Annotated in this window: 20 protein-coding genes and 1 pseudogene; 17 read left to right on the top strand and 4 right to left on the bottom strand. The window is 39.4% G+C overall.

Annotated features, from left to right (window positions below; translation table 11 throughout):
* Positions 1-70 precede the first annotated feature (70 nt).
* Positions 71-925, top strand: a complete 855-nt coding sequence (locus BCU84_RS05980; RefSeq protein WP_102527186.1) for a diguanylate cyclase — start codon at positions 71-73, stop codon at positions 923-925.
* A gap of 95 nt (positions 926-1,020) precedes the next feature.
* Complete coding sequence (locus BCU84_RS05985; protein ID WP_102527187.1) at positions 1,021-1,893, top strand: hypothetical protein; 873 nt, start codon at positions 1,021-1,023, stop codon at positions 1,891-1,893.
* 270 nt (positions 1,894-2,163) lie between these two features.
* On the opposite strand, the pseudogene BCU84_RS05990 reads toward BCU84_RS05985, so the two are convergent.
* Together BCU84_RS05990 and BCU84_RS05995 are read right to left on the bottom strand one after the other, a co-directional pair.
* Positions 2,164-3,301 (bottom strand): annotated as a pseudogene (locus tag BCU84_RS05990) (IS91 family transposase).
* A complete protein-coding gene (locus BCU84_RS05995) occupies positions 3,298-4,188 on the bottom strand; it encodes a site-specific integrase (RefSeq protein WP_102527188.1) in 891 nt (296 codons plus the stop codon). Before BCU84_RS05995 ends, BCU84_RS05990 begins: the two are co-directional and overlap by 4 nt.
* 554 nt (positions 4,189-4,742) lie before the next feature.
* On the opposite strand from BCU84_RS05995, the gene BCU84_RS06005 reads away from it, so the two are divergent.
* Entirely contained in the window at positions 4,743-4,928 is a 186-nt protein-coding gene (locus tag BCU84_RS06005) for a hypothetical protein (protein ID WP_102527190.1), read from the top strand.
* Positions 4,929-5,141: 213 nt separating this feature from the next.
* On the opposite strand, the gene BCU84_RS06010 is transcribed toward BCU84_RS06005, so the two are convergent.
* A complete protein-coding gene (locus BCU84_RS06010) occupies positions 5,142-7,160 on the bottom strand; it encodes a S9 family peptidase (protein WP_241906377.1) in 2,019 nt (672 codons plus the stop codon).
* 422 nt (positions 7,161-7,582) lie between these two features.
* On the opposite strand from BCU84_RS06010, the gene BCU84_RS06015 reads away from it, so the two are divergent.
* From BCU84_RS06015 to BCU84_RS06050, 8 genes are all read left to right on the top strand, one after another.
* Positions 7,583-8,830, top strand: coding sequence for an amidohydrolase family protein (locus BCU84_RS06015; protein ID WP_102527191.1), 1,248 nt, complete (start codon positions 7,583-7,585; stop codon positions 8,828-8,830).
* 177 nt (positions 8,831-9,007) lie between these two features.
* Positions 9,008-9,409, top strand: a complete 402-nt coding sequence (locus BCU84_RS06020; RefSeq protein WP_102527192.1) for a GFA family protein — start codon at positions 9,008-9,010, stop codon at positions 9,407-9,409.
* Positions 9,410-9,452: 43 nt separating this feature from the next.
* Positions 9,453-10,151 (top strand): aspartate/glutamate racemase family protein, encoded by a 699-nt coding sequence (locus tag BCU84_RS06025; RefSeq protein ID WP_102527193.1) that lies wholly within the window; start codon positions 9,453-9,455, stop codon positions 10,149-10,151.
* Positions 10,152-10,380: 229 nt separating this feature from the next.
* Positions 10,381-10,842 carry a VanZ family protein gene (locus tag BCU84_RS06030; protein WP_133146621.1) on the top strand — a complete coding sequence of 154 codons (462 nt, stop codon included), beginning with the start codon at positions 10,381-10,383 and terminating at the stop codon, positions 10,840-10,842.
* A gap of 208 nt (positions 10,843-11,050) precedes the next feature.
* Positions 11,051-11,458, top strand: a complete 408-nt coding sequence (locus BCU84_RS06035) for a hypothetical protein (protein ID WP_102527194.1) — start codon at positions 11,051-11,053, stop codon at positions 11,456-11,458.
* The gene (locus tag BCU84_RS06040; protein WP_102527195.1) at positions 11,448-12,227 is read left to right on the top strand and encodes a hypothetical protein; all 780 of its coding nucleotides are present in this window, start codon (positions 11,448-11,450) and stop codon (positions 12,225-12,227) included. Before BCU84_RS06035 ends, BCU84_RS06040 begins: the two co-directional genes overlap by 11 nt.
* A gap of 197 nt (positions 12,228-12,424) precedes the next feature.
* Complete coding sequence (locus tag BCU84_RS06045; protein WP_102527196.1) at positions 12,425-14,338, top strand: S9 family peptidase; 1,914 nt, start codon at positions 12,425-12,427, stop codon at positions 14,336-14,338.
* 148 nt (positions 14,339-14,486) lie between these two features.
* Positions 14,487-14,903, top strand: coding sequence for a GNAT family N-acetyltransferase (locus tag BCU84_RS06050; protein WP_102527197.1), 417 nt, complete (start codon positions 14,487-14,489; stop codon positions 14,901-14,903).
* Between the two features lie 109 nt (positions 14,904-15,012).
* On the opposite strand, the gene rsgA is transcribed toward BCU84_RS06050, so the two are convergent.
* Positions 15,013-16,098: a ribosome small subunit-dependent GTPase A gene (rsgA, locus tag BCU84_RS06055; RefSeq protein WP_102527198.1), complete on the bottom strand. Its 1,086-nt coding sequence runs from the start codon at positions 16,096-16,098 to the stop codon at positions 15,013-15,015.
* Between the two features lie 588 nt (positions 16,099-16,686).
* Between rsgA and BCU84_RS06060 the strand changes: the two genes are divergently transcribed.
* The 6 genes from BCU84_RS06060 to BCU84_RS06085 all read left to right on the top strand — a co-directional run bounded on the left by BCU84_RS06060 (position 16,687) and on the right by BCU84_RS06085 (position 26,911).
* Entirely contained in the window at positions 16,687-18,225 is a 1,539-nt protein-coding gene (locus tag BCU84_RS06060; RefSeq protein ID WP_198589536.1) for a family 16 glycosylhydrolase, read from the top strand.
* 296 nt (positions 18,226-18,521) lie between these two features.
* Positions 18,522-20,063 (top strand): sulfatase-like hydrolase/transferase, encoded by a 1,542-nt coding sequence (locus BCU84_RS06065; RefSeq protein WP_102527199.1) that lies wholly within the window; start codon positions 18,522-18,524, stop codon positions 20,061-20,063.
* 324 nt (positions 20,064-20,387) lie between these two features.
* Positions 20,388-21,755 carry a hypothetical protein gene (locus BCU84_RS06070; RefSeq protein ID WP_102527200.1) on the top strand — a complete coding sequence of 456 codons (1,368 nt, stop codon included), beginning with the start codon at positions 20,388-20,390 and terminating at the stop codon, positions 21,753-21,755.
* A gap of 126 nt (positions 21,756-21,881) precedes the next feature.
* Complete coding sequence (locus tag BCU84_RS06075) at positions 21,882-22,892, top strand: HEAT repeat domain-containing protein (protein ID WP_102527201.1); 1,011 nt, start codon at positions 21,882-21,884, stop codon at positions 22,890-22,892.
* A gap of 537 nt (positions 22,893-23,429) precedes the next feature.
* Positions 23,430-24,881: a sulfatase-like hydrolase/transferase gene (locus tag BCU84_RS06080; protein WP_241906367.1), complete on the top strand. Its 1,452-nt coding sequence runs from the start codon at positions 23,430-23,432 to the stop codon at positions 24,879-24,881.
* Between the two features lie 125 nt (positions 24,882-25,006).
* Complete coding sequence (locus tag BCU84_RS06085) at positions 25,007-26,911, top strand: CRTAC1 family protein (RefSeq protein ID WP_102527202.1); 1,905 nt, start codon at positions 25,007-25,009, stop codon at positions 26,909-26,911.
* The last annotated feature ends 75 nt before the right edge of the window (positions 26,912-26,986 follow it).

The following is a 26,986-nucleotide window of genomic DNA, read 5'->3' on the forward strand; positions in this document are numbered from 1 at the left end:
TCATGAACTATGATCGTTAGGCTCCAGCGAGAATTTTTATATTACTTCGATAGTAAGGATATATAAGGCAGTGAAAACTATCTTCAGTATTTTGGATAAACGTGCACCAAAATCCATATTATTACTAGCACTGCTTGTGATATTGGCTATAAGCATTGCACACATTGTAATAGGTGAAACTATAGATGTTGGGCTGTTCTATATATTTTCAGTTCTACTCGTCAGCTGGTATGGGTCAAAGAAAGCTGGTATTTCGCTGGCTCTTCTTTCTGTAATTGTTTTGGTCGTTACTGAAGATTATTTTTCTCAGTTTTCAGTACCAATGTCAGAATTACTACTATTTTCAGTTCCATATGCACTCGTATTTTCGGGAGTAGCAATTATGACTACGAATTTCAGGAATGTATATCGAGTCGAAACGGAGGCAGCGGATACAGACTCTTTGACAGGAGCTCACAGCGTCAGAAGTTTTTATGTAGAGCTTGCGAATGAGTTGCTTCGTTCTCAGAGGTATGACCATGTGTTTTCATTGGTCTATTTAGATATAGATAATTTTAAGGGGATAAATGATTCACTCGGTCATTCCGTAGGTGATAAACTACTGATAGAGGTTGCAAACTGTTTGGTATTGTCGCTAAGAGCTACGGATATCGTGGCGAGATTAGGTGGTGACGAATATGCTTGTTTGCTACCTGAAACAAAGCAAGAAGAAGCGAAGTCTGCATTTCTTAAAGCAAAAAAGTTACTGAAAGATAGAATGAGAAAAAACAAATGGCCCGTGAGCTTTAGTGTTGGCTTGGTTACATTTGAGAACATTCCAGGGGATATAAAAGAGGCGATGGAAATTGCAGATAAGTTGATGTACTCGGTAAAGAACGAAAAAAAAGACAATATTGCTTACAAAGTTTGGCATACAAAAGCCTAACCAAGCCATCAAAGACGACGCTCGTGCCTCGCGCGTTTTATGGCGACGTTATGCGTATCCGATAATTTCTCCCATCAATCATAATAAGAAGAATTATGCCATTCGAACGATATAAACTTATTGAAGAAAGATCACTTGCATATAGATTGTTCAAACGACACCACACACATTTTAATGATATTTACTGGTCTCATAAAGTATCCTCTGGTCACTCTTTTGCATCAACAAGTAAATTAAACCCGGCTGATACAGTGAACTCTCACTTTAATCCAAAACTTTCTGAAATCAGGAATGAAAGACCCTTAAAAGATTGGGCGCAATGGTATTCTGGTTTTGATGATTGGACAAGAATGGCTGCTGTAATCGGTATTGCAGGATACCTTGAAACATATATTGCTCAAATATCAGCAGCTGCATTTGAATCTACACCTTCATTAATCTTTGGTGGAGGCCCCAAAATTGATGGTGCAAGTTTTTTAAAACATAATTCAGAATATGATTTATTCAGCTATACCGAATCATTGACTCGAGGTGATTGGCAAGCAAGAATTTCAGCATATAAAAAGTTCTTTGGTACCTGTTCATTTGAAAATAGAATTTCAGACCTAGAGAAACTTAGGAAATTAAGAAATGATGCCGGTCATTCTTTTGGCCGTGATATTAAGTCGATGAAGTTTGCTCAAAGCTGGGAAGTTAAAAGCTTACCTAAAATAACAGACAAGAAAATGGCACTTTTCCTTGAGCTTGTTGAAACCATTGCAAGTGAAATAGAAAAACAAGTGGCACAGAACTACATAGGGCAATATGAAGTAATAAAACTCTATCACCTCTGGTTATCATCAAACAGGCAAATCAAGGCCAGCGGGAGAAAAATTGTAGTTAAAGAGTTTAAGAAACATTTTTATAATTTAACGTCTTCGATCTATGGAGCTGGTTTTGATTTATATGACTATTATGATGGGCTGTGAAGTAGGTTACGCATAACAGATAAGGATAGGCCGCGCGTAGCCGCGTCCTTATCCCAAGTGTTGAACAAGCCCGAGTGATACCTTTATAGTGTAAATATCGGCGTAAGAACTTACGCTTTTTCGATGTGTGCTGAGCAGTTACATTTTTTACTAGCCGCATCGATCCCTTAGCATCGCCAGCTAATTTCGTTGCCCCAAAATATCAATGCCTTAGCACTCCTGATACTTTTATTGTTCCGCATCTTAAGTGTTATTTTTTTATCCTTCCGCTTAAACAGTGGCGTTAGGTGTCGTTGTGTTTTTCCTAAGAAAGCTTGTCAGTCGCGCATGCGCTTTTTCATCCCTTCGTTGCCAGCAACCCATAAATATCATCGGTTGTTGGCAACAGGGGCAAGGTCGGACAGCTTTAGTTTTAGTGGTGTTTTCGAGCGGCGAAAACACGGTGCCAGCAACGGCTAACATCAAGCGTATTCGTTGCCGCAGCTTGGCAGCACTGCCTCTGAGTAATCCACTCTCATTGTTAAGAGTCTCTCACTCGCCGTAAGCCTTTCGGCAGTACATGTTGCAGTACCAACCATAGAAACTCAACAGTGGGTAAAGTACGTATTTCAGTGGTGTTGGTTTGGCTACTTTGATACTCAAAGGACACCTGATTACTGGTTGCACTGACGATATTTTTATCAGGCAGTACGCCGCGATAAAGGTATCGCGACAGGTACTTGAGCGCAGGCAGCCCTTTACCTACATGTTGGCAATCTACCACCCACTTTTTGGGGATTGAGGTTGGTATCTTGATGTTGAGCTTATCGGTTAGTTGCGTTAGCAATCTTGCTCGCCACACTTTGGCCAGGTTAAAGGCGTTAAACAGGTATTTACCCTTGTGTTTTTTCCACTGTTTTTTTGCTTTATCGAAGCTACCCGCAGGGATAATGAAATGGATGTGAGGATGAAAGTCACGCCTTCGGTTATGGGTATGCAGCACGCCCGTAAAACCAATCTCACCACCGATTTGCTTTGAGTTTTTAGCGAAGTCTTTGAGCACGCTGGCGGCCACCGAAAACATGGCTTGATACATCATTTCAGGTTGGTGTTTAGTGACGCTTCGTAGTTCATAAGGCAAGGTGAACGTCACCATGTAATACTCCACGGGCAGGAGTTTAGCTTGCTGTTTGTTGAGCCAGTCTGTCGTGGTGTTGTGCTGGCATTGAGGGCAACTGCGATGACCACATGACAGCGGGAAATCAGCAGTATGCGTGCAGCTGCGGCATGCCCAATGGCTGGTTCGTTCAGTATTGCTGCGACAATTAAGCATGGCGAAAATAGCTTGGCGCATGGATGATGTTATTTGACCATCATAAGCCTGATTAAAGGCATCGAGGTGGTCGCGTAAAAGTTCAATGAACTTCATAGGTTACACTCCCACTTGAGCACCAAATTATCAGTCAGTTGGTTAACGGACAGAGCAGTGTTTTTTCGAGTGATAGTGGTGAGGCGGGTATAACGGGCGGTTGTATTAAGGCTGTTGTGACCGAGCAAAGTTTGCACTGAGCGCAAATCTAACCCTTGCTCTAACAGATGAGTGGCGTAGCTGTGGCGCAGATTATGTGGGCTGATGGACTTATGAATATTGCACTCTGCAATGACTCGTTTTAAGGCTTTCTGAATACCGCCTTTATCTATCAATGAATCAGGCTGGCTATCTTTACCAGGAAAAATCAGTCGAGGATGGCGATGAGTTTGCCAGTAATATCGCAGTGCTAATAAGGTCCGTTTGGGCAGCGGAACTAACCTGTCTTTACCGCCTTTAGCGTTACGAATATGTACCTGCATCATTTGTGAATCGATATCACCAACCTGCAGTGAAATCGCTTCACCGAGGCGAAGCCCCAAACTGTACAAGGTGAGAAAACACACTTGATATCGTAGTTTATGGGTAAGACTAATGACGATAGACACTTCTGCGGGCGTAAGAATGTCGGGCAGTCTATGGACTTGCGGCGGCTTAACAATATTAAGCCACTCCCACTGTTGATTAAGCACGTGCCGGTAGAAAAACTGTAAGCCATTACGGTCGAGTTTCACGGTGCTCCATGAATGTGAATCAATTAAACTGACAAAGTAGCGCTTCAAATCATCCGTTGAAAGGTTATCAGGGCAAGCATCGAAATATGCACTAATACGCCTAACGGCGCGGCTGTAGGCATCGATGGTCGCAGGCCGCTTGCCTTGCAGGGTTAAGTTGGTAAGATGTTGTTCATAAAGAAAATCAAAGCGTTGTTGCTCGCGAGTGTTCATGATGATACTCCTAGATAAGTGCCAGAGTAGGCAGGGTCTAGTAAGTATTTAGGATGGGAGAATAAAGGTGAGCTTTTATCTTTTCTGCCGCAGAGCGGCTTCGTTCAACAAGAAAATCAACAAGGACACGTAACAGTTGGCTACGCTTCTCTACACAATTTAGCCAACCATTACTTAGCTTGTTATTTGGGCGTTATGTGTACAAGGAGGTTCCATGGGTAGTATACATAGTTACTATTTAGTTGGGTTCATGCTTTTATCAGCAATGTTAAATGCGTTCATAGAGCATGAGGAAGTCGGAATAAAGTTACTTTGCTTACTTTTATTATTCACGACTTTCATCTTTGCTTCTCTATTTCATTCTTTAATGGTTAAAGTTGCAAAAGAGAAAACAGCAAATGTCGAGTAAGGTAGACATACAAGCTGTTTAACCTGGATTAAATACAGTTGGTTTTTTCGTTCCTCAACATTTTAGCCAACAATATTTTACTCATAAAACAGTGGCGTTATGTGTTGAGGATGATTCGCAGTAAATCAAGGATGAGGAGCCCGAAATGAGAGTTGATAATAAACTTAATCAAGCCAAACTAGGTGCTTTAACCATCTGCTTAGGTGTTTCACTTGGTATGTCTATTTTCGTTGGAAGTACATCACCTTACATTGGATCAATGCTCGGTATAATTACTGTCGGTGTTTTCGTAATGATTGTCTCAGGAAAGTGGGGCACAAAAAGCACATAACCAGTTAATATTTAAAGCTTATATATTGACGAATTTCTCAGGCTTTATACTTTATCTCTACATCGTTTATCTCTCCAAGCTTTATCTCTCTGCCATTTATAAAAAGCTGGTCATTAAAAAAGAATAACGAGTGCGATAGACACTTATTGAATTCCAATAAAAAAAGCCAGCATATCGTTTAACGAAATATGCTGGCTGTTTGTATTGTACCTGTTAGTTGGTTTTCTCTGGTTGGTATTGTTCAAACCACCATAAGATATGGGCAACTTTTGACATTAAGTTACTTGGTCGTTTGTATATACCATGGGGCGCATCTGGGATCCTGACCATAGCGGTATCAATATTGCGTAATTTAAGGGCTTGATAAAATTGCTCAGTTTCAGCAATAGGGGTACGTTGATCCGCTTCTCCCGTTAATAGCATGGTAGGTGTTGTGACATTACCTACATAACTGATTGGTGATAACTTCATATAATGCTCGCTATCTTCCCAAGGCATTTTCTCAAACCAGTTTTTAATTACGAAGGGATAAATATCTGTTGTTAGCACAAAGCTATACCAATTGATCACAGGTTTGGCGACTACGGCTGCTGCAAATCTATCTGTATGGCCGACAATCCAAGCTGTCAGTACGCCGCCGCCTGATCCACCGGTGACAAATAATGCCTCTTCGTTAATTGCTTCTTTGGCAATAACACCATCGACTACCGACATTAAATCATCATAATCTTGGCTAGGGTAATTGTTATAAATGGTTTGTGCGAACTCTTTACCGTAACTGTCGCTTCCACGTGGGTTAGCATAGACAACGACATAACCACTGGCTGCCATTAATTGTACTTCTGCAGAGAAGTGAGGGCCGTAGTTCGTTACTGGACCACCATGAATCTCTAAAATTAGCGGGAAGGTTTTACCTGCTTTTTTATCCGCTTCATAACCTGGTGGATAGGCTACCCATGCTTGAATATCTCTATCATCAAAAGAGGATTTCACGTTCAACTCTTTTATTGAAGCTAAGGTTTTATAACTCAACGCATCATTATTTAAATCGGTAAGTTGGTTAGTTCTTCCTTTACGGGTAATGGCAATATCTGCGGGACGTTGAGGGTCTGAATAGGTAAATGCGATAGTGCCATCTTCAGCGACATCGAATTGGCTGCCCGTGTAAGGTCGACCAAATGAAAGGCCACCAAGGTTTTTAGCGGCAATTTCACGCTTACCTTTTAATGACTGATACGCCACATAAGTTTCACCTTTATCATGATAACTCATGTATATGGCTTTACTGTTATCAGCCCATTTTATGCTGTTAATCGAGCGATCTAAGTCGGCAGTGATAGAACGTTTATTACTACCATCAATATCCATTATAAACAGTTCAGTATTTTCATAGTTTTTGAAGTTTTGATCGTAGCCTAAGTACGCAATCATTTTGCCATTAGGTGACACGATAGGGGAGTTATCTGGTCCTACTCGATCAGTAAGTTGGGTGACTTGTTGATCATTAATATTAACGGCGTAGATATTGGTGTCTGTCCATTCTAAATCTTTCTCTGCGCGCTTATTGCTCGAGTAAATGAGCTGCTTACCATCTTTAGTCCAACTGATATTACTACGATGATCAAATTTCTCGTGGGTGACTTGTCTTGCTGCGCCGCCATTTGAGGACATCACAAAAATCTGACTATTACCTGCTTGGCTAAAACCTGCGCCATCAAAACGATAATACATGTCATCAATATAAACGGCAGGTTTTGCCCATTGGGCATTTTGTGGCTTACCAGGCAGTGAAACAACAGATTTAGGTTTACTGTTTACGAAGCGATTAAATGCGATGTACTTGCCGTCTGGTGACCAACTTAAATTAGATGGAGATTGGCTAAAGTGGCTCATTTGGCTGCTTTCACCGGTTTCTAGCCATTTCATATGGATTTGAGCTGAGCCACTGGCTGTTGAGATATACGCTAGTTTACTGTTGTCAGGTGATAGGCTTGGTGAGAAATCAACATGCAGGCCATTGGTAACAGGGGTAAGGCGCTTGTTTTTATCGACTTTCCAAATGTTACCTAGCTTTTTATCCGTCTGAATATCCATGTAATTACGTACAAAATACACTTCATCGCCGTCAGCGGTAATGGCTAAACCAGATGCATATTCTAAAGAAAACACATCTTCGAGCTGCAGCGTATTATGGACTTGGCTGTTATCGACATCATTTTGAGCATATGCCATTGTCGATGTTATAGCCGCAACGAGTGGCGATATCATGCATACCAGATAAATACCTTTGTTCATGAGTAATCCTTGACCTTAAATTGAACGATGAATATTTGTTATTAGTAACCCTAACTGAGTTATTGGGGATGAGTCAGCTAGAGAATTATTGATATTTATTGAATAAATTACCATAAGCTTAATAAAACACAAAGTTATGTGAATTGATATTTACATTAATCAAAGCTTAGGTATATTAATGAACAAGATTAATAACAATAAGCTGTAATGCCATGACTTTATTTCCATTTTCAACAAAACATAGAATAACTGAGTTCAAATCGTTCATCTCTACTACAGATTCAAACTCTAACAATATCCAAATCCTTAAGAATGATAAAAAAGCCTTTTCGCTTAGCGCGTTGGTTTTTGGTTGTTTAATGTCTCACTCGGTAATGGCTGATACAAAAGTCATTCATGCAGGTGAGTTGCTTGCTGTACCAGGTAAGGCCCCTTTAACAAAGCAAACTGTGGTCATTAAAGATGGTGACATCATTGCGGTTAAAAAAGGTTTCGTTGAGGTAAATAAAATTTCAGCTGATGCCACCTTGATAGATTTATCAGATAAGTTTGTTATGCCGGGCTTGATGGACATGCATGTTCATTTACAAATGGAGTTAGGACCGAATAATGTGTCAGATACTGTAAAACTATCTGATGCCGATGTCGCAATGAAAAGCGTTCACTATGCCAAAACCACCTTATTGTCTGGGTTTACTACAGTACGTGATTTATTAAGTGAGCCAGAGCAAATGTATGCACTGCGCGATGGTGTAGAAAAGGGCTGGATTGAAGGCCCACGTATTATTGCCGCGGCGGGTGTCACTATAACAGGTGGCCATTTAGATGCTGATGGCATGGCACCTGATATTTTAGCGATGAAATCCCCTAAAACGATTTGTGATGGCCCATATGAATGTCGAAAGGCGACGCGTGAAGCCATAAAATATGGCGCGGATGCCATTAAAGTGGCCTCAACTGGTGGGGTATTATCAGATACCGATACTGGTACTGGTCAGCAAATGACTGATTTAGAATTAAAAGAAATTGTAGAAACGGCTCACGGTTTAGGGCGTAAAGTGGCAAGCCATGCTCATGCAACAGCAGGCATTAATGCAGCGCTTCGTGCTGGCGTTGATAGTGTTGAGCACGGCAGCTATGCCGATAAAGAAACCATTAAGCTGTTTAAACAAACGGGTGCTTATTTGGTTCCTACTTTGCTAGCTGGTGCAACGGTTGTTGAGATGGCTGAAACGTCAGATTTTATGTCTACACCGATTAAAGCCAAAGCCATTAGGGTTGGACCTGACATGCTAGCTAACTTTGAAAAATCATATAAAGCGGGAGTCAAAATCGCTTTTGGTACAGACAGTGGCGTTTCTAAGCACGGAATAAACGCTCAAGAAGCAGTATTGATGCATCAAGCGGGAATGCCAACCAGTGACATTTTAAAATCAGCGACTGTAAATGCTGCAGACCTTATTGATATGTCAGATAAGCTTGGCACTATTGAAGTAGGTAAGTATGCCGACATTATCGCAATTGATACCAGTCCACTTGATAATATTGAAGCCTTATTAGATATTGGTTTTGTGATGAAAGATGGTGTGGTGTATAAGCAGCAGTAAACATTATCTTTGGTTCAATTGATACCAACAGTGATTGAATAAACAATTCATACATCATTTAATAAAAAAGGAGCTTAGGCTCCTTTCTTATTAGCATATTTTATTAATCTTAATTTAAATCATTCTTCTAACTAAGCGTGGTAACGTAAAGCTAGTTCGAACTCACAAGGAAGGGACATGGTAAATTTAACTGAGGTCAATGGTGTTGAGGTTATGCCTAAGCATAGAGCCAGTTGTCATTGTGGTTTAGTGGTCATGGAGCTTTCTTTACCAAAAGGAATACAGGATGTTAGGCGCTGTGATTGTAGTATGTGTCGCCGCCGAGGTGCTATTGTTGCATCAATCAATTTAGATGATATTCAGTTTATTCAAGGTGAACACGAGTTAAGCGTCTATCAATTTAATACCAAAACAGCTAAACATTATTTTTGCCGTCATTGCGGTATTTATACCCATCATCAACGACGCTCAAACCCGAATCAATTCGGCTTTAATGTGGCTTGCTTAGCAGGTATTAATCCGCTGAAAATTGATCAAGTAAAACTATATGATGGCGTGAACCATCCAGCTGACCGTTAGGTCCAGTACAGGACGTGTTAATTCGGTTTATTAGGGAAAAAATATGAAGACCATCGGTTTGTTAGGCGGCATGAGTTGGGAGTCCACTTCTAGCTATTATAAAGCGATCAATGAAGGCGTTAATCAGCAATTGGGTGGTCTGCATTCCGCTAAAATTAGCTTGTTTAGTGTTGATTTTGATGAGATTGAAAAGCTGCAACATCAAGGTGACTGGCAGCAAACAGCAACTATCTTGTCTGAAGCTGCTCAACGAGTAGAACTGGCTGGCGCAGATTTTATGTTGATATGTACTAACACCATGCATAAAGTCTATGACGATATCGACGCCGCCATTAATATCCCCATTTTACATATCGCAGATGCAACCGCAGACCGACTTAAGCTTGATAATATTGACACCGTTGGCTTACTTGGAACAGGCTTTACTATGAAGCAAGATTTTTATAAAGGACGCTTAAAGTCCTTGCATGGTATTGATGTCATCGTCCCTCATGAAGATCAGCAAAAAATCGTTCATGACATTATCTATCGGGAGCTATGTCTAGGAGAGTTTAAGCCGTCTTCTAAAGCCAGTTATCTACAAATTGTCGAGAATTTATTCTCTCGAGGGGCTCAGGCAATCATATTAGGTTGTACTGAAATTGCTTTACTGATTAATCAATCTGACACCGAAATACCACTCTATGATACAACAAGCATTCATGCCGCTGCTGCGGTTAACTACGGGTTAAATCTGAAATAGTAATTTCTTAAATACATGATTTAAGCTAATAAGATTGTCTAGTATCAATAATCGTTTTTTAAGTTAATACAAAGCTGGAGAATGTTAACTCTTTAAGTATGAGACAAGTAAAGTGTTTAGCCGATACAGTTCATCTACAGGGTGTATTTTAGTTAATGTTTCTTGCGTGATGGTGTCGCCGATTGTAGTCTTGAGGTCAAACATGTACCAGGTTAACGAATTCATTTACATGCAAAATACACCAGAGAAATTGCCATTACATAAAATTTCCTTAGACAACTATCATCTCAACTATCGCCTGATAATAAACGTAACTTGTATTTTAGTTTGTGTGAGTTTCTCTTTGTTTATAGGCTGGATTATTTACCAAGCCAATACAGGTGGAAGTAATGTCTTTTTCGATTTAGTTCGCACTATTCCCTATGGTGATAAAATTGGCCATTTTTGCTTATTTGGTTTGTTGACAACAATGGGATTACTGGCCAGTCGTTTAGCACACTTTAGCTTCAGAAATATTCGCATTTACTATGCTGTTCTAGTCGTCAGTATCTTTGTGTTAGTCGAAGAAATAAGCCAAGCTTTTATTAGTACAAGGACATTTGATTTAAGCGATCTCCTAGCCGATGCCTTGGGTATTACACTATGCTCATTTATCACTATTAAGTTGTTTACACGTTATACCTATTCTTAGCCTCCTAAGGATGAGTAAAAAAGATTGCAAATAGTATTTATATAGTTGATTGTAGCAGTTAATTATTTAATTCAATGTTTTAGTGGTTGATTTTATTTCATCTCAACCAGCTAGTTGTGATTGGCTGAAGACGTATTATTAATAATGCTGAAAACCTAAACGGATGTTTAAAAACAGCTATAAATTAGAAGTCTTATTGGAATAATTTATGCGCGGCTTGTTTGTTATTATCATATTAATTTCGTCTTTCACTGTCCATGCTGAGCAAATCAAACCGTTCACTTCAGATGGATGTAGTGTATTTCCTGATGGAACCTTTAGCCAAAATGAATTGTGGTTATCATGCTGTACTGCTCATGATTACGACTATTGGCAAGGAGGCACTTTTAAGCAACGTCTTGAATCGGACAGACGATTAAAACAGTGTGTAGCAAAAGTGGGTGAGCCTCATATTGCCAATATAATGTTGGCAGGAGTTCGAGTCGGTGGCAGTCCATATTTTCCCACCACTTATCGATGGGGGTATGGCTGGCCTTATCCGAGAGGGTATAAAGCGTTAACCGATAGTGAAATAAGCAAAATAGAGATAATTATTAAGGAAGATAATGACAATTGATTATTCAAAATACTCATTGGAAGAGTTATTAGACGTTAAAGAAAATATTAATGCAGCTAAGTACCCACGACGATATCAAGATCTATTAACAGAAATAGACAATCGGGCTAATAGCCCTGAAGAACAGTTATTAGAACAAAAGCAAGTTCAATCTGAAAATGAATTAGAGGACGCATATAATTCAAACTATGGATATAGACTTGAATACTTTGAGTTTGAAGCTAGAGGTGATGAATATAAAAGAGCTTTATTCTTACTGGCTTTTCTTCTGATTAATATCGTTTTTCTATGCTGGGCTGTACCTCAATATCATGTGGCTCCATTATCTGATGTCCACGAGTTTCGAACCTTAGTAGACAAAGTGAAGTGTAAAACAGAAACAGTTTACGACGAGGAGTTAGATAAAACTACTCGTTATTATGATCTTTATCTTCAGTCATACCCTGAAACATTTGCTGCGCTTGGTATTAGTCGAGCATTATGTCAAAAAATAGCAAAGACAATATCTGTTTCAATAAATGGGGCTGAAGCTCAAGAGCAAACAGAAATATCCCTATGGCATGAGCAAGGCCTGGTATACCAAATTGCGCACAAAAATCGTATTGTTTTACCTTATACCTATATGAAATCAAAAATTTATAATTTGCAAACGGCTAGTTTCAAAATGAATTGGTTTTTATTAATTGGAATTTGGATTATATGCTTTCCTTCATTCATTAATGCTATTTTTCCAGGTACTTTTGTGAAAAATAAAAGCATCAATGTGTAAACCATGTTCTTAAGATAGTGTAAAAGGAATTTCTGTGCCTGACACGTTTGTGTTGAAATGATTAGCCGCAGTTCAAGGTAAACTAATTGGCCAAAAATACAGGTTAGTGTTAGTTTAATTTGTGTTCAATTTCTTAGTAAGCTGTTGAGTTGTCGATTTATTGAGAAAACCAATTTCAAGCTAAATAAGGATATATTATGCTTAAGACATTGATGAGTACTGCTGTCATCGCGTTAGTATTGACAGGTTGCTCTACCGCAAATAAACAAGCTGCGCCGGCTCCACAGATATCCCCTCAAGCTCAAATCAACTTTGAAACTTACACAGCTGAAGAGTTTTATAAAACGACCAGTGTGTTTGGCTCATCTATTAATCATTCCGGAAGTGCGGTTTTGGTAAGTAATGATGATTCAGGGATCTTCAACGCATACAAAGTGCCAGTAGATGGCTCCAAAACAACTCAATTAACGTTTTCCACAGAAGAATCAATTTTTGTTGAATCTTGGTTCCCTAAAGATGATCGCTTTCTTTATAGTGCTGACAAAGGGGGAGATGAATTAAACCATCTATTTGTTAAAGACCTCGAAGGCAATGAAGTAGATTTAACTCCAGGTGAAGGCTTGAAGGCCATGATGTTGTCATGGCATGAAGATGATGATTCGTTTTTTGTTATGACCAATGAGCGTGATGCTAAATATTTTGACGTTTATCAATACAGTACTGCAGACTATAGTCGTAATGTAATTTATAAAAATGAGTCAGGATTTACAGTTGAAAGCATGAGTCCCAATGGTCGTTTTATTGCCTTAAGTAAGAACCACTCTAATAGTAATACTGATTTATATTTGGTTGATTTACGACTAAAAATGAACAAACCTCGCTTAATTACAGAGCATGAAGGTGATGTGTCTTATTATGCTTACACCTTCACCAAAGACAACAAGCAGCTGTTATATGCGACAAATGAGTTTGGGGAATTTAACCAAGCATGGACCTATGATATTGCTACCAGTGAAAGTGAGTTAAATTATAAAGCCGATTGGGATGTAAGTTTCAGTTACTTCTCGAAAGATGGTCGTTATCAAATCACAGGTATCAATGCTGATGCTCAAACTCAATTAACGATAACCGATCACAACAATAATCGTGAACTCTCTTTGCCTACATTACCAAGTGGCGATCTCCGTGGCGTTAACTTTTCACAAGATTCTAAATCAATGGTGTTCTATATCAATTCAGATACATCGCCATCAAATTTATACAGCCATAAAGTTGGTACTGATAAGGTATTGCGTCTGACGAACTCAGGCAATCCAGCCATTAAAGAGCAAAACTTAGTCGCTGGCGAAGTGATTAGATTCAAAAGCTTCGATGGCGTCGAAATTCCGGCTATTTTGTATAAGCCAAAACAAGCTGAATTTTCCAAGGTTCCTGCATTAATTTATATACACGGTGGTCCTGGAGGGCAATCGCGTAAAGGCTACTCAGCTACAGTTCAGCACTTAGTGAATAATGGCTATGCTATTGTAAAAATAAATAATCGTGGTTCAAGTGGCTATGGCAAAACCTTCTTCCATTTAGATGATAAACGTCATGGTGAAGACGATTTACAGGATGTGGTTTACAACAAAAAGTACCTACAAACCCTAGATTGGGTTGATGCTGAAAAAATTGGCGTGATGGGTGGCAGTTATGGCGGTTATTTAACTATGGCTGCAATGGCATTTACCGATGAATTTAAAGTCGGCATTAATATTTTTGGTGTCACCAATTGGGTAAGAACCCTAGAAAGTATTCCGCCTTATTGGGAAGCATTTAGAAAAAGTCTTTATGACGAGCTTGGAGACCCTGCTACTGATAAAGAGCGCTTACATAACATTTCACCAGTATTTTTTGGTCATCAAGTTAAAAGTCCAGTACTTGTTGTGCAAGGTGCTAATGATCCAAGAGTGCTAAAAATCGAAAGTGATGAAATGGTCGAGTCTATTCGCTCTGGTGGTACTCATGTTGATTACTTAGTTTTTGATGACGAAGGTCATGGCTTTAGTAAAAAAGAAAATCGCGTCAGTGCTTCGAACAAATACTTGGTCTTTTTGAAAGCATATCTATAACGTTTATCTCTTAAATGACTGAAATGTTAATTAAGCCATTTGTGTAAACAAATGGCTTTTGCATTTATAGCAGTTATAGATTGGTATTAATGATAAAATTAATATAATCATAAGTTTGAATGTGAAAAAACATGTAAGAGGAAAGGATGTGAATATAGAAGTTTTACACTCAGAAGAGTCGAAAATTGTTGATCAACTTGTTGATGGTGTTAGGGAGTTTAATTTTAGCCACATGGGTAATGAAACGTCCAAACCTTTGACTGTAATTATGCGAGATAGCAATAACACAATCGTTGCTGGCATATCTGGGCGAACGATATACCATAAATTTTTAATCAACGTGGTGTGGGTCAGTGATGAATACCGTGGTCAAAGACTCGGATATCAGTTGATGAAGTTAGCTGAACAGGAAGCCAAACAGCAAGGTTGCAAAGCTGCGCAAGTCGATACGCTGGCATTTCAAGCCCCAAACTTTTACCAGAAATGTGGTTTCGAGGTTATTGGAACAGCGCCTGGCTTTGACGGCTGCCCCGAACAATATTTCCTATTTAAACGTTATGAATAGTAAAGGGAAGCTCGCTGGTTAAATGAATTAAAATACTATTTGGCCTGCAATGGTTTTTAACAGAACTAATAGATTAATTTATTGAGCTAAGAACTTAATTACCACAGCGTTAATAAGTGCCTTTTTTAAAAGAACGCGAGGCTGTTTGCACTGAATTAATCATTTTTCCAAGTGCTTTATCTTTAGCTCTTTTTTGCGCTAACGTCGCGCTATTCATGGCTTGTTCTCGCATTAGTTTCTGATAGCTAACCAATCGTCTTTGATCAATATCCCCTTTATCTAATGCATTTTGAATCGCGCAACCAGGTTCTGAGTTGTGCTGACAATCTGCAAAACGGCATTGTGTTGCCAGTTCAGTGATTTCACTAAAGGTTTCACTTACCCCTTGCTCACAAGCACTGAGTTGTAATTCTCGCATACCGGGAGTATCTAGAATTAATCCACCTTGTGGTAATAATCTTAATGCTCTAGAAGTTGTCGTATGGCGACCTTTACTGTCATCTTCACGGATATCACTCGTTAGCTGCGTATCTACACCCATTAAGCCGTTGACTAAGGTAGACTTGCCCACACCAGATGACCCAAGCAATGCGATAGTTTTACCTTGTTTGCAATAACCGCTGAGTTCAATTAAATGATCTTTATCTAGAGCGTTTAATGCATGAACCATCATAAATGGATCAAGTGACTGTACTTGCTGACGTTTAACATCAGTATCTTCACATTGATCGGTTTTCGTCAGGATTATAATGGGTTCTACTTGCGCTTCTTTTGCTAACGCAAGGTAACGTTCAATTCGGCTTAAATTGAAGTCTTGGTTGAGCGAACAAACAATAAATAAGCTATCCACGTTAGAGGAAATTAGCTGAGTATCGATTTTACTGCCCGGTGCTTTGCGCTGAAACAATGATTGTCTTTCTAGTAAGCGTTCAAACTGAAGTTGAGTATTGAATAACAGCCAATCTCCGACACACAGTCTGTCAGTCTGTGTTGCTTGAAGGACTGTTTGGGTTAATGAAAATTGGCCTGAGCCATTCATCACCACAACCCCATTTCGATGGTGTTCAATAACACGTCCTGCATATAGCTTTTCATCAAGATTTTCTACAGACAATAACTCAAGTTCATTGAGCGACAATTGTTGTTGAAAAAATGGTCGCCAGCCAAGTTGTGCTAATGATGTTTGTGGGTTCATATTGAAGACCTTGCAAATCTTTATGGTTATTTAGCTCGAAGACGGGCTGTAAATTATCAACGTGTTTTAAGCGATGACGAAATTGATGGAGAGATTTTAGCAAGAACTAAGAAAAGGGGATTGTACAAATACGACAATTTTTAATATTGGTTTAAAGCTCCAGTAATCTTAATTGTTAACAGAAAAGCCTGCCTGCATGGTGAACAATGTCATTATTAAAACCTTATTGTAGTGATTTGTTTTGTGTGATGTAGAGGGAGTAGAACAAGTGTTGTTATTTATGGATATATTTTTAAAGGCAATTATATTAACTGGTTAGGTCTGCTAGTGTTGCGTGTGCTCGCTTGAATGATAGTGATGTTAAATATATCGAATATGGCTAATGTAAAGTAATGCAAAGCAACAAATAGATATTGCAAATGCAAACATCATATGTTTATATTGAGTTTCAATTTAACAAATTTCACAAATCTGTAAAGCGTGTTTTGAACGTTTTAACTGGACAATGTGGGGTTGATTTCAGTAAGTACAAATCTTGTTGGATGTGATTGTCATCATGGGATTTGATTATTAAAAGGACGTCCGTAAATGAAGCCTATTGTTGCCAAGTCAAATTTCGCTAAGACGATATTTGCACAAAGTGCTTTGGTGTTACTTATTTCTCAAAGCTTAATGGCTTGTCAAAATAATGAAAAAGCGCCTGAAACTGAGTTGGTAAGTCAACAAAGCAGTCAATCTTCAGTGGCACTTGATCAAGTTATGCCGTACTCAGATCCGAACAATGAAGGTGGCTGGGTATTAAATACTGAAATCAGTGATGAGTTTAACGCAGATGTTATTGATCAAGAAAAATGGTTTGTTCAAGGTGCAAATGATGAATACTACATTTGGAAAGGGCGCGCACCATCGCAGTTTGCGCCTCATAACGTTATTTTAGAAGATGGTTTACTCAAACTTCGCAGTCAGTGGGAACCCGACTTTGATTTTGCTGACGAAGCTTACGCAGATGGAAAAATTAAAGCCAAATATGGCACTGCAGAAAGTGGCGAGTTTATGCCTATTACTACTGCTGCTATTGTGAGTAATAAACGTTTTCTTAACGGTTATATGGAAATACGCTCTAAAGCGGTTAACGCATCCATGACTAGCGCCTTTTGGGCTATTGGTTACCAGTCTGAGCTTGATATTTATGAGCAAATTGGTAATCCAAAAATCATTGGTGATATTAAACCTGATCAATCTAAATCAACCGTTCATGATTGGAGCCCACCAGCAAAACGTCCTACACGTGTTTTTCATCATAAAGAAAACTTGCCATATCGCGTAGCTGATGAATTTCATATTTATGCAGCTGAGTGGGGTGAAGATTACTTAAACCTGTATTTAGACGGCAAATTACTGGAACGTTTTACTCAAAAAGAATTAGGCGATCGTTGGGTATTGAATAATCCACTAGAAATTTGGTTAGATTCAGAAATCTTTGCATGGCTTGGCATGCCAAATAAAGATGAACTACCAGCAGATTTCGAAGTTGACTATATGCGTGTGTGGCAAAAGCCTAACCCGCAGTTATTAGATAGAGCATTCTTTGGTTTTGAAGGGCCTATTTTATTCCAAGAAAATAAGCGTCCACTTAAGTTGGTACCTGAAAACTCAGCAAATAATGATTACCAAAAGTTCTGGGATATCAGTACTGAGTCAGCTAAATATGCCGAGATAACTAAAGAGCAACGCATTACAGGTTTGCGTAGCTTAAAAGTGTCAGCATTGGCTGCAGATGCTACGCAACCAATTATTATCAGCTCTCCTGAAGCTGCAGTTAAATTAGATGCTGGTAAGTATGTTTTTTCTATGCGCCTATGGGTTGATACCAGTAATTCGCTCAAAGAGTTTGATGTCACAGTCACTAACGATGCGAATACTGATGTTGGTTTTAATTTAAAGCCGATTAATTTAAGTCATATTGATCATGCACATAAAGCGCAATGGATAACCGTCAGTCAAGAAATTTACTTAACCCAAGCAGTTCCAGCGGATGCCAAACTGACAATCGCAATTGACCCTTCTCTTATAGCTAAAGAGTCAGCTTTGTTTTATATCGATGATATTTCGGTGGTTAAACAGTAAAGGGTACGACTTAGAGATATCAACATAGCTAAAAGCTAGTAAGACTGTTGTGCGGGCAATTTGGGGAAGAGTGTCAATGATCCATTTACATTCTTAAGAGCTCGCGCAGTCTTTACTCGTAGAACAATTTACTTATAAACACTTACTCATAATCACTTAGTCATAATCACTTACTCATAAAGAAGAGCACAATCTAGCATCATTGTTCTAAGGGGTTTTGTAAGTGACTGTTGTAAAACATGGTTTTAAGTAATTGTTTTAAATGAGTAGAGAAAGACCAAACAAGAGACAAAATAATGATAAAAAATAATCTGAAAACATTGCTGACATTAACCTGCGTTGGAATAAGCACATTAGTAAGTCAAGTTGTGCATGCTAATGAAGCAAACGACACCAATTTAAAATCAGCACAACAAGTTCAGCCTAATGTATTGATCTTGATGTTTGATGACATGCGTTTCGATACTTTTTCTTACCGTGATGGCCCAGTTAATACGCCTAACATTGATGCGCTAGCTCATGAAGGTGTTCGATTTGATAATGCAATGACCAGTACCGGTTTATGTTCTCCATCTCGAGCTGCAATGTTTACTGGACGCTGGGGTCATAAAACAGGCTTAGATGACAATGTCGGCTTATATCATTCACGGGTTGATGAATTAAACCCAGAAGAAGGAGGCGTTATTCGCCGCGCCGTTGATGTGGGTTACAAGGTTGGCTACGTCGGTAAGTGGCATATTGGCGCTCAAGGCCCAGCATTACGAGGAGCTGAGTTTATATATGGTCACGATAAAGACGTAGAGCGTCATGGCCGTCAATGGACACCTTATGAAACACAGGCCAATATCGAAAAATTTAATCGTGGTGAGCGTGATGCTAATGGTGAAAAGCACGAATATTACCGTACTATGCCAGGCACTTTTGAAGACACTAAAGCGGGTAAAGAGGTTCGTGAAGGTCAGAAAATGTTGCGCGCAGCCGCTAAAAAAGACGAGCCTTTCTTTGGTATCGTAAGTTTTGAGCAACCGCATCCGCCTTATCGCGTTCCTGAGCCATACGCGAGTATGTTTGATCCGAAAACTGTTGAGCTACCTAAGAATCATGGGATTGAACGTATTCATAAGCCGATGGCTCAAGATGATATTTGGTGGCCTTGGCACGATGTAAGCCATATGACAGATGAAGATTGGCGTAAGTCTCGGACCTTTTATTATGGAGCGATCGCCATGATCGATCATGCTGTCGGTGAACTGATTGCAACGGCTAAAGAAGTCGGGATGTATGATGATTTACGCATCATTATCATTGGCGATCAGGGCAGTATGCTAGGGGAACATAACCTTTATGATAAAGGGCCATATGCTTACGATGAATTAATGAGAATGCCATTAATTATTCGTGACCCAAGTGTTGAACCGAAGATTATCCAACGTCAAGTTTCTATGTTGGACATTGCTCCCACATTAGCAGATTGGATGACGCTTGCTGACGATGGTGATGTGGATGGCCGTTCATTGGTACCACTGATGGAACAAGGTGATGTGGCTGATAAAGGTAAAGATGATATCGCGCTATATGCCTACGAATGGTACAACGGTGGCTGGTTTGGAATAAGAGCTATCCGTACCCCAGAATTGAAATTTGTATGGAACCCAGGTGATAGTCGTGATGAGTTATATGACTTGAACAATGATCCTTACGAAATGACCAATTCAATCAAAGATCCCAAGTACAAAAAACAACTAAAACAGATGGTTAAATATATGCATGACGAACTGGTGCGCTTAGAAGATCCTTCTATCGTTAAGTTTCGTCAACATATGAAAGGCCTTTTGTAGACTTATATTTACCTTGCGAATATTACTCAAGGCGTAATGGTAAAAATAGGTAACAGTAACTTGTCACAACAACCATGAACTAAACAAAAATTGTTGTGATGACATATCGGCGCTGTGATTACAGCATCAGTATTAATGAAAGCTCATGTTAACTAAAGCATATGTTAACTAAAGCTTTTGTTAACAACTGAATGTGTCAATAACACAAGCGCCAACAATCCCTGTTTTAGATTGGAAACCACTTTTGGCTGTATAGCCAAGAGCGGGGTTTTTGCGGCTCCAATGTTGGCAAAGCAGTAAAAATAATGTGAATTAGGAGAAATTATGAACAGCGTTTTTAACACCAGCATCGGGAAAACTGCCCAGACATGTTTACTCGGAAGTATGCTAACGCTTTCAATGGCATCAATGACTTATGTCGCGCCAACAGCAGCTGCAAGTATTGGTAATCAAGGCCGTTATTTTACTAACAAAGTGACCGGAGCAACTGAAACCGTCACATTATCGGGTAGTGCAGCAGTGCAAACGCGAGCACTTCAAGCCGCTATCGATCGCGCTACTAATAAGCCAAATGGCGGCGTGGTAAAAGTGATGGGTAATGATTTGAAATTGGCGCAAGTTGATTTAAAAGCAAATGTTCGATTAGAAATTCAGTCAGGTAAAACCATTAAAATGGCTGATAAAGTTTTATTTAACCTCAACCGTAATGGTCAAGGTCCTCGTGCGCCTTTAATGCAAAATGTGGAGATTACCTCAACCGGTAATGCTCGTTTTAAAATTGACGTCAATAAAAATGCCATTTTTTTAAATGCAATTCCGGTACGTGTGGGTTATGTGAAGAACTTTGCGTTATCAAATTTTGATATCAAGGATAACTATTCTATTTTCCCATCACTATTTATGGTTGCTGATAGTGACGCTAGAACAGTGGCTAACAATGCGACTTATGGTCGCATTCCTCAAAAGGGTGTTGTCGAAAATATCTCTGCTACAAAGGTGGCAGCAGGTTACGCATTGATCCAACTATTCAGCGGTAAGCAGATGCGTCTAAAGAACTTAGATGCTGAAGGGGGGTTAACCATTCGTTTAGAGCCTGGTAGTGGCAGACCATCAGATTACTTAAACCAAGCAGGTCCCCGCGTCGGTAATATTGCAGATATCAAAATGATTGATATTGAAAACACTGAAGGTATGGCTGCTTTGTTTCTAAAACCGCATCAAAAGATTTGTTCTGATATCACCGGCACCAATATCCGTGGTGTAAACAGTGCATTTACCATAATGAGCAACTCAAGTGACTCTAGCACCTTTAGCCGTGGTTATTTTGAGCGCACTAAGTTTACTGGCCGCATATCTCTGACTAAAACTAAAAACACGCCGTTAGCTGATATTGGTGCGTCGTCACAATATTTTGTCGAACCAAGTGAAAGCGCGGGCAGAACTAAGATTGCTGATTTCCCGAACGATCCTTCTGGTCGTCGCTGGCACACCAAACCAATTGCACCAGTATTGTTGGCTTCTGCGCTTAACAAAAATAATGTTGGCACAGCTGTAAAAGGGCGTTTTGGTATTGATATTTCAAATGCCAATATTACAAAAACGGGCAATTACGAACGTGCAACGAAAGTCTTTTACCGTGAAGATGCCGTCAAACTAAATGGCAAAGCCGCGACAGTGTGGATTAACAAATAAGTTTAGATTAAGCCTTAGCTTGGTCATTACGTTAATAAAAGTGTTTGAGCAGTGAGTGATTCGCCGCTCAAACACTATAAACATTAATAGTCATATTGTTGAGTGGGTCATGAAAAGGGGAATGCAGTGTTAAATCATCAGGCAAATTTAGTGTTTAATATTAGAACTAATAAACAAATCGCAGCAGCCTTGTTATTTTCAGTATGCATGATGTTTATTGGTTTTCTGTTTGGGTTCTTCTTTAATGATTTAACTAATAGCGTTTCATCTAGATATGCAAGTGAATATCAAGAACGTGACCAAAACCAAGGCCAATTACAAAACTCAAACCCAAACCCAAACCAAGAGAACCCAGCTCAGTTTACTGATGACTCAAACTTGATTAGGGTAACAAATAACAAACCGCAGCCAATGATTATCGATAATCTAGATGCTGTATCCAGTGAGGCAATGACATTTGAGCAATGCCAGCTGATTTCATCATTGTATGATCAACAATGGGATTTATCTTCTAATACTGAATTTTACCAGTTGATGAGTGATATTAATTCACTGCAAGATTCAGCGATTAAACAAATGGCGATAACAGCCATGTTGTCGATAACGTCTGTTGAGGATGAAGGTTTAGAAGAGGGGATATTTGAGTTTTTAATTGAAAATCCAAATGATGTTATTGCGAATCAACTATACCAACAAAATTATTCACATAAGTTATTGCCAGAACAGCGACAACAATTAAGACAGAATTTAGTCAATATAACAGATCCTAATATATTAACTGACAGCATAAAGCTGACTAGCCAAGTCAGTTACATGGCTGAAGAGAAAAAGCAGCAATTCAATCAAGCGTATCAGCAATTTTATTATTCCCCTTATGACAATGTTCGTGCTGCAGCCATTGGAGTGATTGGTGTGGTTTCAAGGGACGATGAAGTGATGTTATTAACGGATGCGCTATCAGATCCCTCAGATGCAGTCATTGATATGGCTTTAGATGTCATAGGAAAAAGACAATTAACCGATCCGCAATTACTCAGTGCATTAGAAGAATTGCATTACCAAAGAACCGATCAATTAAATACTGCGCAGCAGCGTGACATGGTAGAGCACATTCTTTTTGAATCAGGCGCTATTTGAATAAAGTGCTATTTGACTCAGGTGCTATTTGACTCAGGTGCTATTCGAATCAGGGGCTATTCGAATCAGGGGTATATGCATAAGGCTAATTCGATACATGTTTAGTCGGCAAGTATAAGGTTGCAGCCGGTATAAAACTTTAAGCATGTGTATGAGTTTTTGCAGGAGTTTTAATGTGAGAGTTTTCACATCTCAGTAGCTAGATTTGCTACATAAAATTGTACAGGCAAACGACATTTATAATGCCGTTTGTATCGCGTTAAGCAAAATAAATGATCATATTTTATTAAATGAATTAAGTAACTTAGTTCTAGTAGTGATAATTTACTTTAGTGACGGTAAAGGCTTCGAGCGTTTAATACGTAATAAGTTAATACACGCTAAATTAATACTCGCTTAGTTTATAAAGCATGATTAATGATAATTGCAGTAATTAGAGAAATGGATGCTATGAATAGATTACTTACTACAAGTTCAACATTAAGCCCGTATCAGCACTTGAATTTAAAAAGGGAAGCTAAGGTCAAGGTTAATGTTTTGGGCGTTTTATCATCATTAGCCATGCTAGTGTCAACCTCGGTCACTGCTGTACCAGCTATCGCTGCAGAAACTGCGCATACCAGTCAGCAACAGCCGAATATACTGCTTATTTTGACTGACGATCTTGGCTATAACGACGTTGGATTTAATGGCTCGACTGATATTACAACACCAAACTTAGACGAGTTAGCTGCAAATGGGACTTCATTCTCACAAGCTTATGTGGCGCATCCATTTTGTGGTCCCAGCCGAGCGGCGTTAATGACAGGGCGATACCCACATAAAATTGGTTCTCAGTTTAATTTACCTACCAAAGGTTCATTTGTTGGCGTTCCAACCAATGAGCAATTTATCAGTAAGCTACTGCAAAATAACGGCTACAACACAGGAGCAATCGGTAAGTGGCACTTAGGTGAAGCGCCTGAGTTCCATCCCAATGCGCGTGGCTTTGATGATTTTTATGGTTTTACTGGCGGTGGGCATAATTACTTTCCTGAACAGTTTAAAGCGCAATATGCTAACCAAGTAAAACTGGGCAATACCAATATCAATCATTACATTTTGCCTTTGGAACATAATGGTAAAGAAGTTGATGAAAACGAATACATCACTGATGCGCTTTCTCGCGAAGCCAGTCGTTTCGTTGAAGATGCAGCGACCGATGACAAACCATTCTTTTTATATTTAGCCTACAACGCACCTCATGTTCCTTTAGAGGCGAAACAATCTGACATGGATATGTTTCCTAACATTACCGATGAAAAACGTAAAACCTACGCAGGAATGGTTTATGCGGTAGATCGCGGTATTGGGCGCGTTGTTGACTCGTTAGAAAAGACTAATCAATTAGATAACACCTTGATTGTCTTTTTAAGTGATAACGGCGGCAAGCTAAGCAAAGGTGCTAGTAATTACCCGTTAAAGGAAGGCAAAGGAAGCGTATATGAAGGCGGATTTAGATCGCCAATGTTGTTTCACTGGCCTAAACAAGTTGCTGCTGGTCAGCGCTTCGAACATCCCGTGTTAGCGTTAGATTTATATCCGACATTTGCAGCGTTAGCTGGCATAACAATTCCGAGTCAAAAAAGGTTAGACGGTAAAGATATTTGGCCTGCATTTAGTGCCGGAGAAGATCCGCATAAAGATGAGCTCTTTTATGTTTTACGTCACCGTAAAGGCTATAGCGATGCATCTGTTCGCCGCAATCAATGGAAAGCGGTAAAGCAGGGTGACAAGCCTTGGCAGTTGTTTAATGTTGAAGTGGACTTAAATGAAACCAATGATTTGAGTAAAAAGCATAAAACAATGTTGATTGACATGGTGCGTGAGATGGAAAAGTGGAGTTGGGATAATAAACAACCGCTTTGGTTCCATGAAGCCTATGAAGGCGCTGATTGGCGTTTAAAAGGCATGCCGCGTTTCGATCAAACCTTTTCTACCAGCAAGTAGATTTGACTCTCACTCATCTTAATTGATTGTGTTTATATCATTAGTTATGCACTATTAAAGCTCATCGGTATTAACTCATTAATCTAATTGAGTTAATACCATGACCCTTCATGCAGGAAGCACTCATGTTACAGTTTAGAAAATTATCGACGGCGCTCGCTGTCAGTTTAGCTATTGGCAGTTTGTTAGGTTGTGAAACTACAACTCAAGACTCTGGTTCAGCAGACACAGTGACCAATCAACGCATATTATTCTCAGACCAGCACCAAGATATCAAACTGGAAAGTGTTAATCGCCGTAAATGGGATAATCCGGTGATAGCCGATTTTGACCAGGATGGTTATCCAGACCTTTTGCTGACAGATCATGGATATTCAGTAAAGCTTTATTGGAACAATCAAGGCACATATTCGAAAGGTCATGATTTGATTGTGGGTGACATGCATGGCATTGGTGTTGCAGATTTTAATCAAGACGGAAAAGTTGATATTTTAATTTCTCGTGGAGGCGGTTCAGGCTCCAATGCACGTAATGCCAAGCTGTATTATTTTGATGGCCGAACGATCATTGAAGGTAATGAATTTACCCCGCCATTACAAAACTTACGTGGCAGAACCAGTAAGTTTTTTGATGCAAATAACAATGGTGAATTAGATTTAATATTAATGGGTTTTCCTTCGCGGGCTAAGGGGCCAAAACCTAAAAGTACAACTGAAAACTTTATTTATCAAAATGACGGTAAAGGCAATCTCAGTTATGCGACAGATTTACCGCAAACCTATCAGGATGGGCAAAAAATACTAATTACTGACTTTAACAATGACAAGATTGATGACTTACTTATATACGGTCATGGCCGACTAATCGCTTTAAAGGGAAATGGTGATTTAACTTACACAGAAGTGACTAATGGTGTGTTTGCGCAAGATATAAAACATGTCACTGGTATAGCTGAAATTGATTATGATAATGATGGTGACTTTGACCTCTATCTTACTAGAGCAAGACCATTTGAAGCGGGTGACACCTTCTTTGATAAAGCCAGAAATACTTTTGCCTTTTATACTAAACGTGGCAAGTTCCGCTTTGAGGATTTAATCATTGGTGACACTTTTGAATTAGAAAACTACCAGTCACCTTATCCAAATCAAGATGTGTTTATAGGAGAGGGAGCTTATAAGTACCAATTTGAAGGTGAGCGTCATAGTGGACAAAACATCAAGTTGGTTAGCAGTAATGCATTAGGCTGGCCTGACAAACTACCCAAAAAAGGGCTATATGTTGGTTACATAGGTAATGATACCTGGCGGATTGCTGGAAATACCTTCTCGCCAACTACTGGGGTAGTTAAAGGTGTTGAGTATTATGATGCGACAGAGCAACTGCCTGCGCCTAAAGACATGTTACTTGAGAATCGACATGGAAAATTTGTCAATGTCACGGCTAAGGCTAATCTTGCGATGAATGAGCATACTTCAAGTGTCGCGGTGGCAGACTTTAACAATTCAGGGTATCAAGATGTGTTTGTGGTTAAGCAAGGAGATTTGTCTCAGGCAACAGAACAGCTACTTTGGCTTAATAATGGTGATGGTACATTTACAGTTCAAGCGCACCATGGCATTAAATCACTGGAGCTCGGCGCAGCAGGCTCTGGCAGTGATGTGGTTGATTACAACAGAGATGGTTTTAATGATCTTGTTTACGCAAATGAGCGCGGTCAATGGCATGTTTACAAAAACCAAGCGGTCAATCGCGCTTCGGGGAATGCGAACTTCACTGTAGTAACAATTAATAACTCACCAAAGGATAAAGCAACTGCACAAGGGGCTTTGGTAAAACTTAGTGCTTGTGGCAGTAGTCAAATTAGGCGAGTTGGCGCATCTGGTGCGCCTTACACGCAATCTTATAATCAACAAATCCATTTTGGGTTGGGCGAATGTCAGCAAATTGATTCAGTTGAGGTCAGTTGGACTAATGGCGAAACGTCGACATTTAAAGACATTAACCCTAATCAGATTAATTTATTATGATGACTTTTGTCACGAAGCTAACACTATCTGTAGTCGTTAATGTGAAATTGTATTCTTTAACTGTTTAAGATAACT

The organism is Shewanella sp. 10N.286.51.B7, assembly GCF_002873615.1.
GTDB lineage: Bacteria > Pseudomonadota > Gammaproteobacteria > Enterobacterales > Shewanellaceae > Shewanella > Shewanella electrodiphila.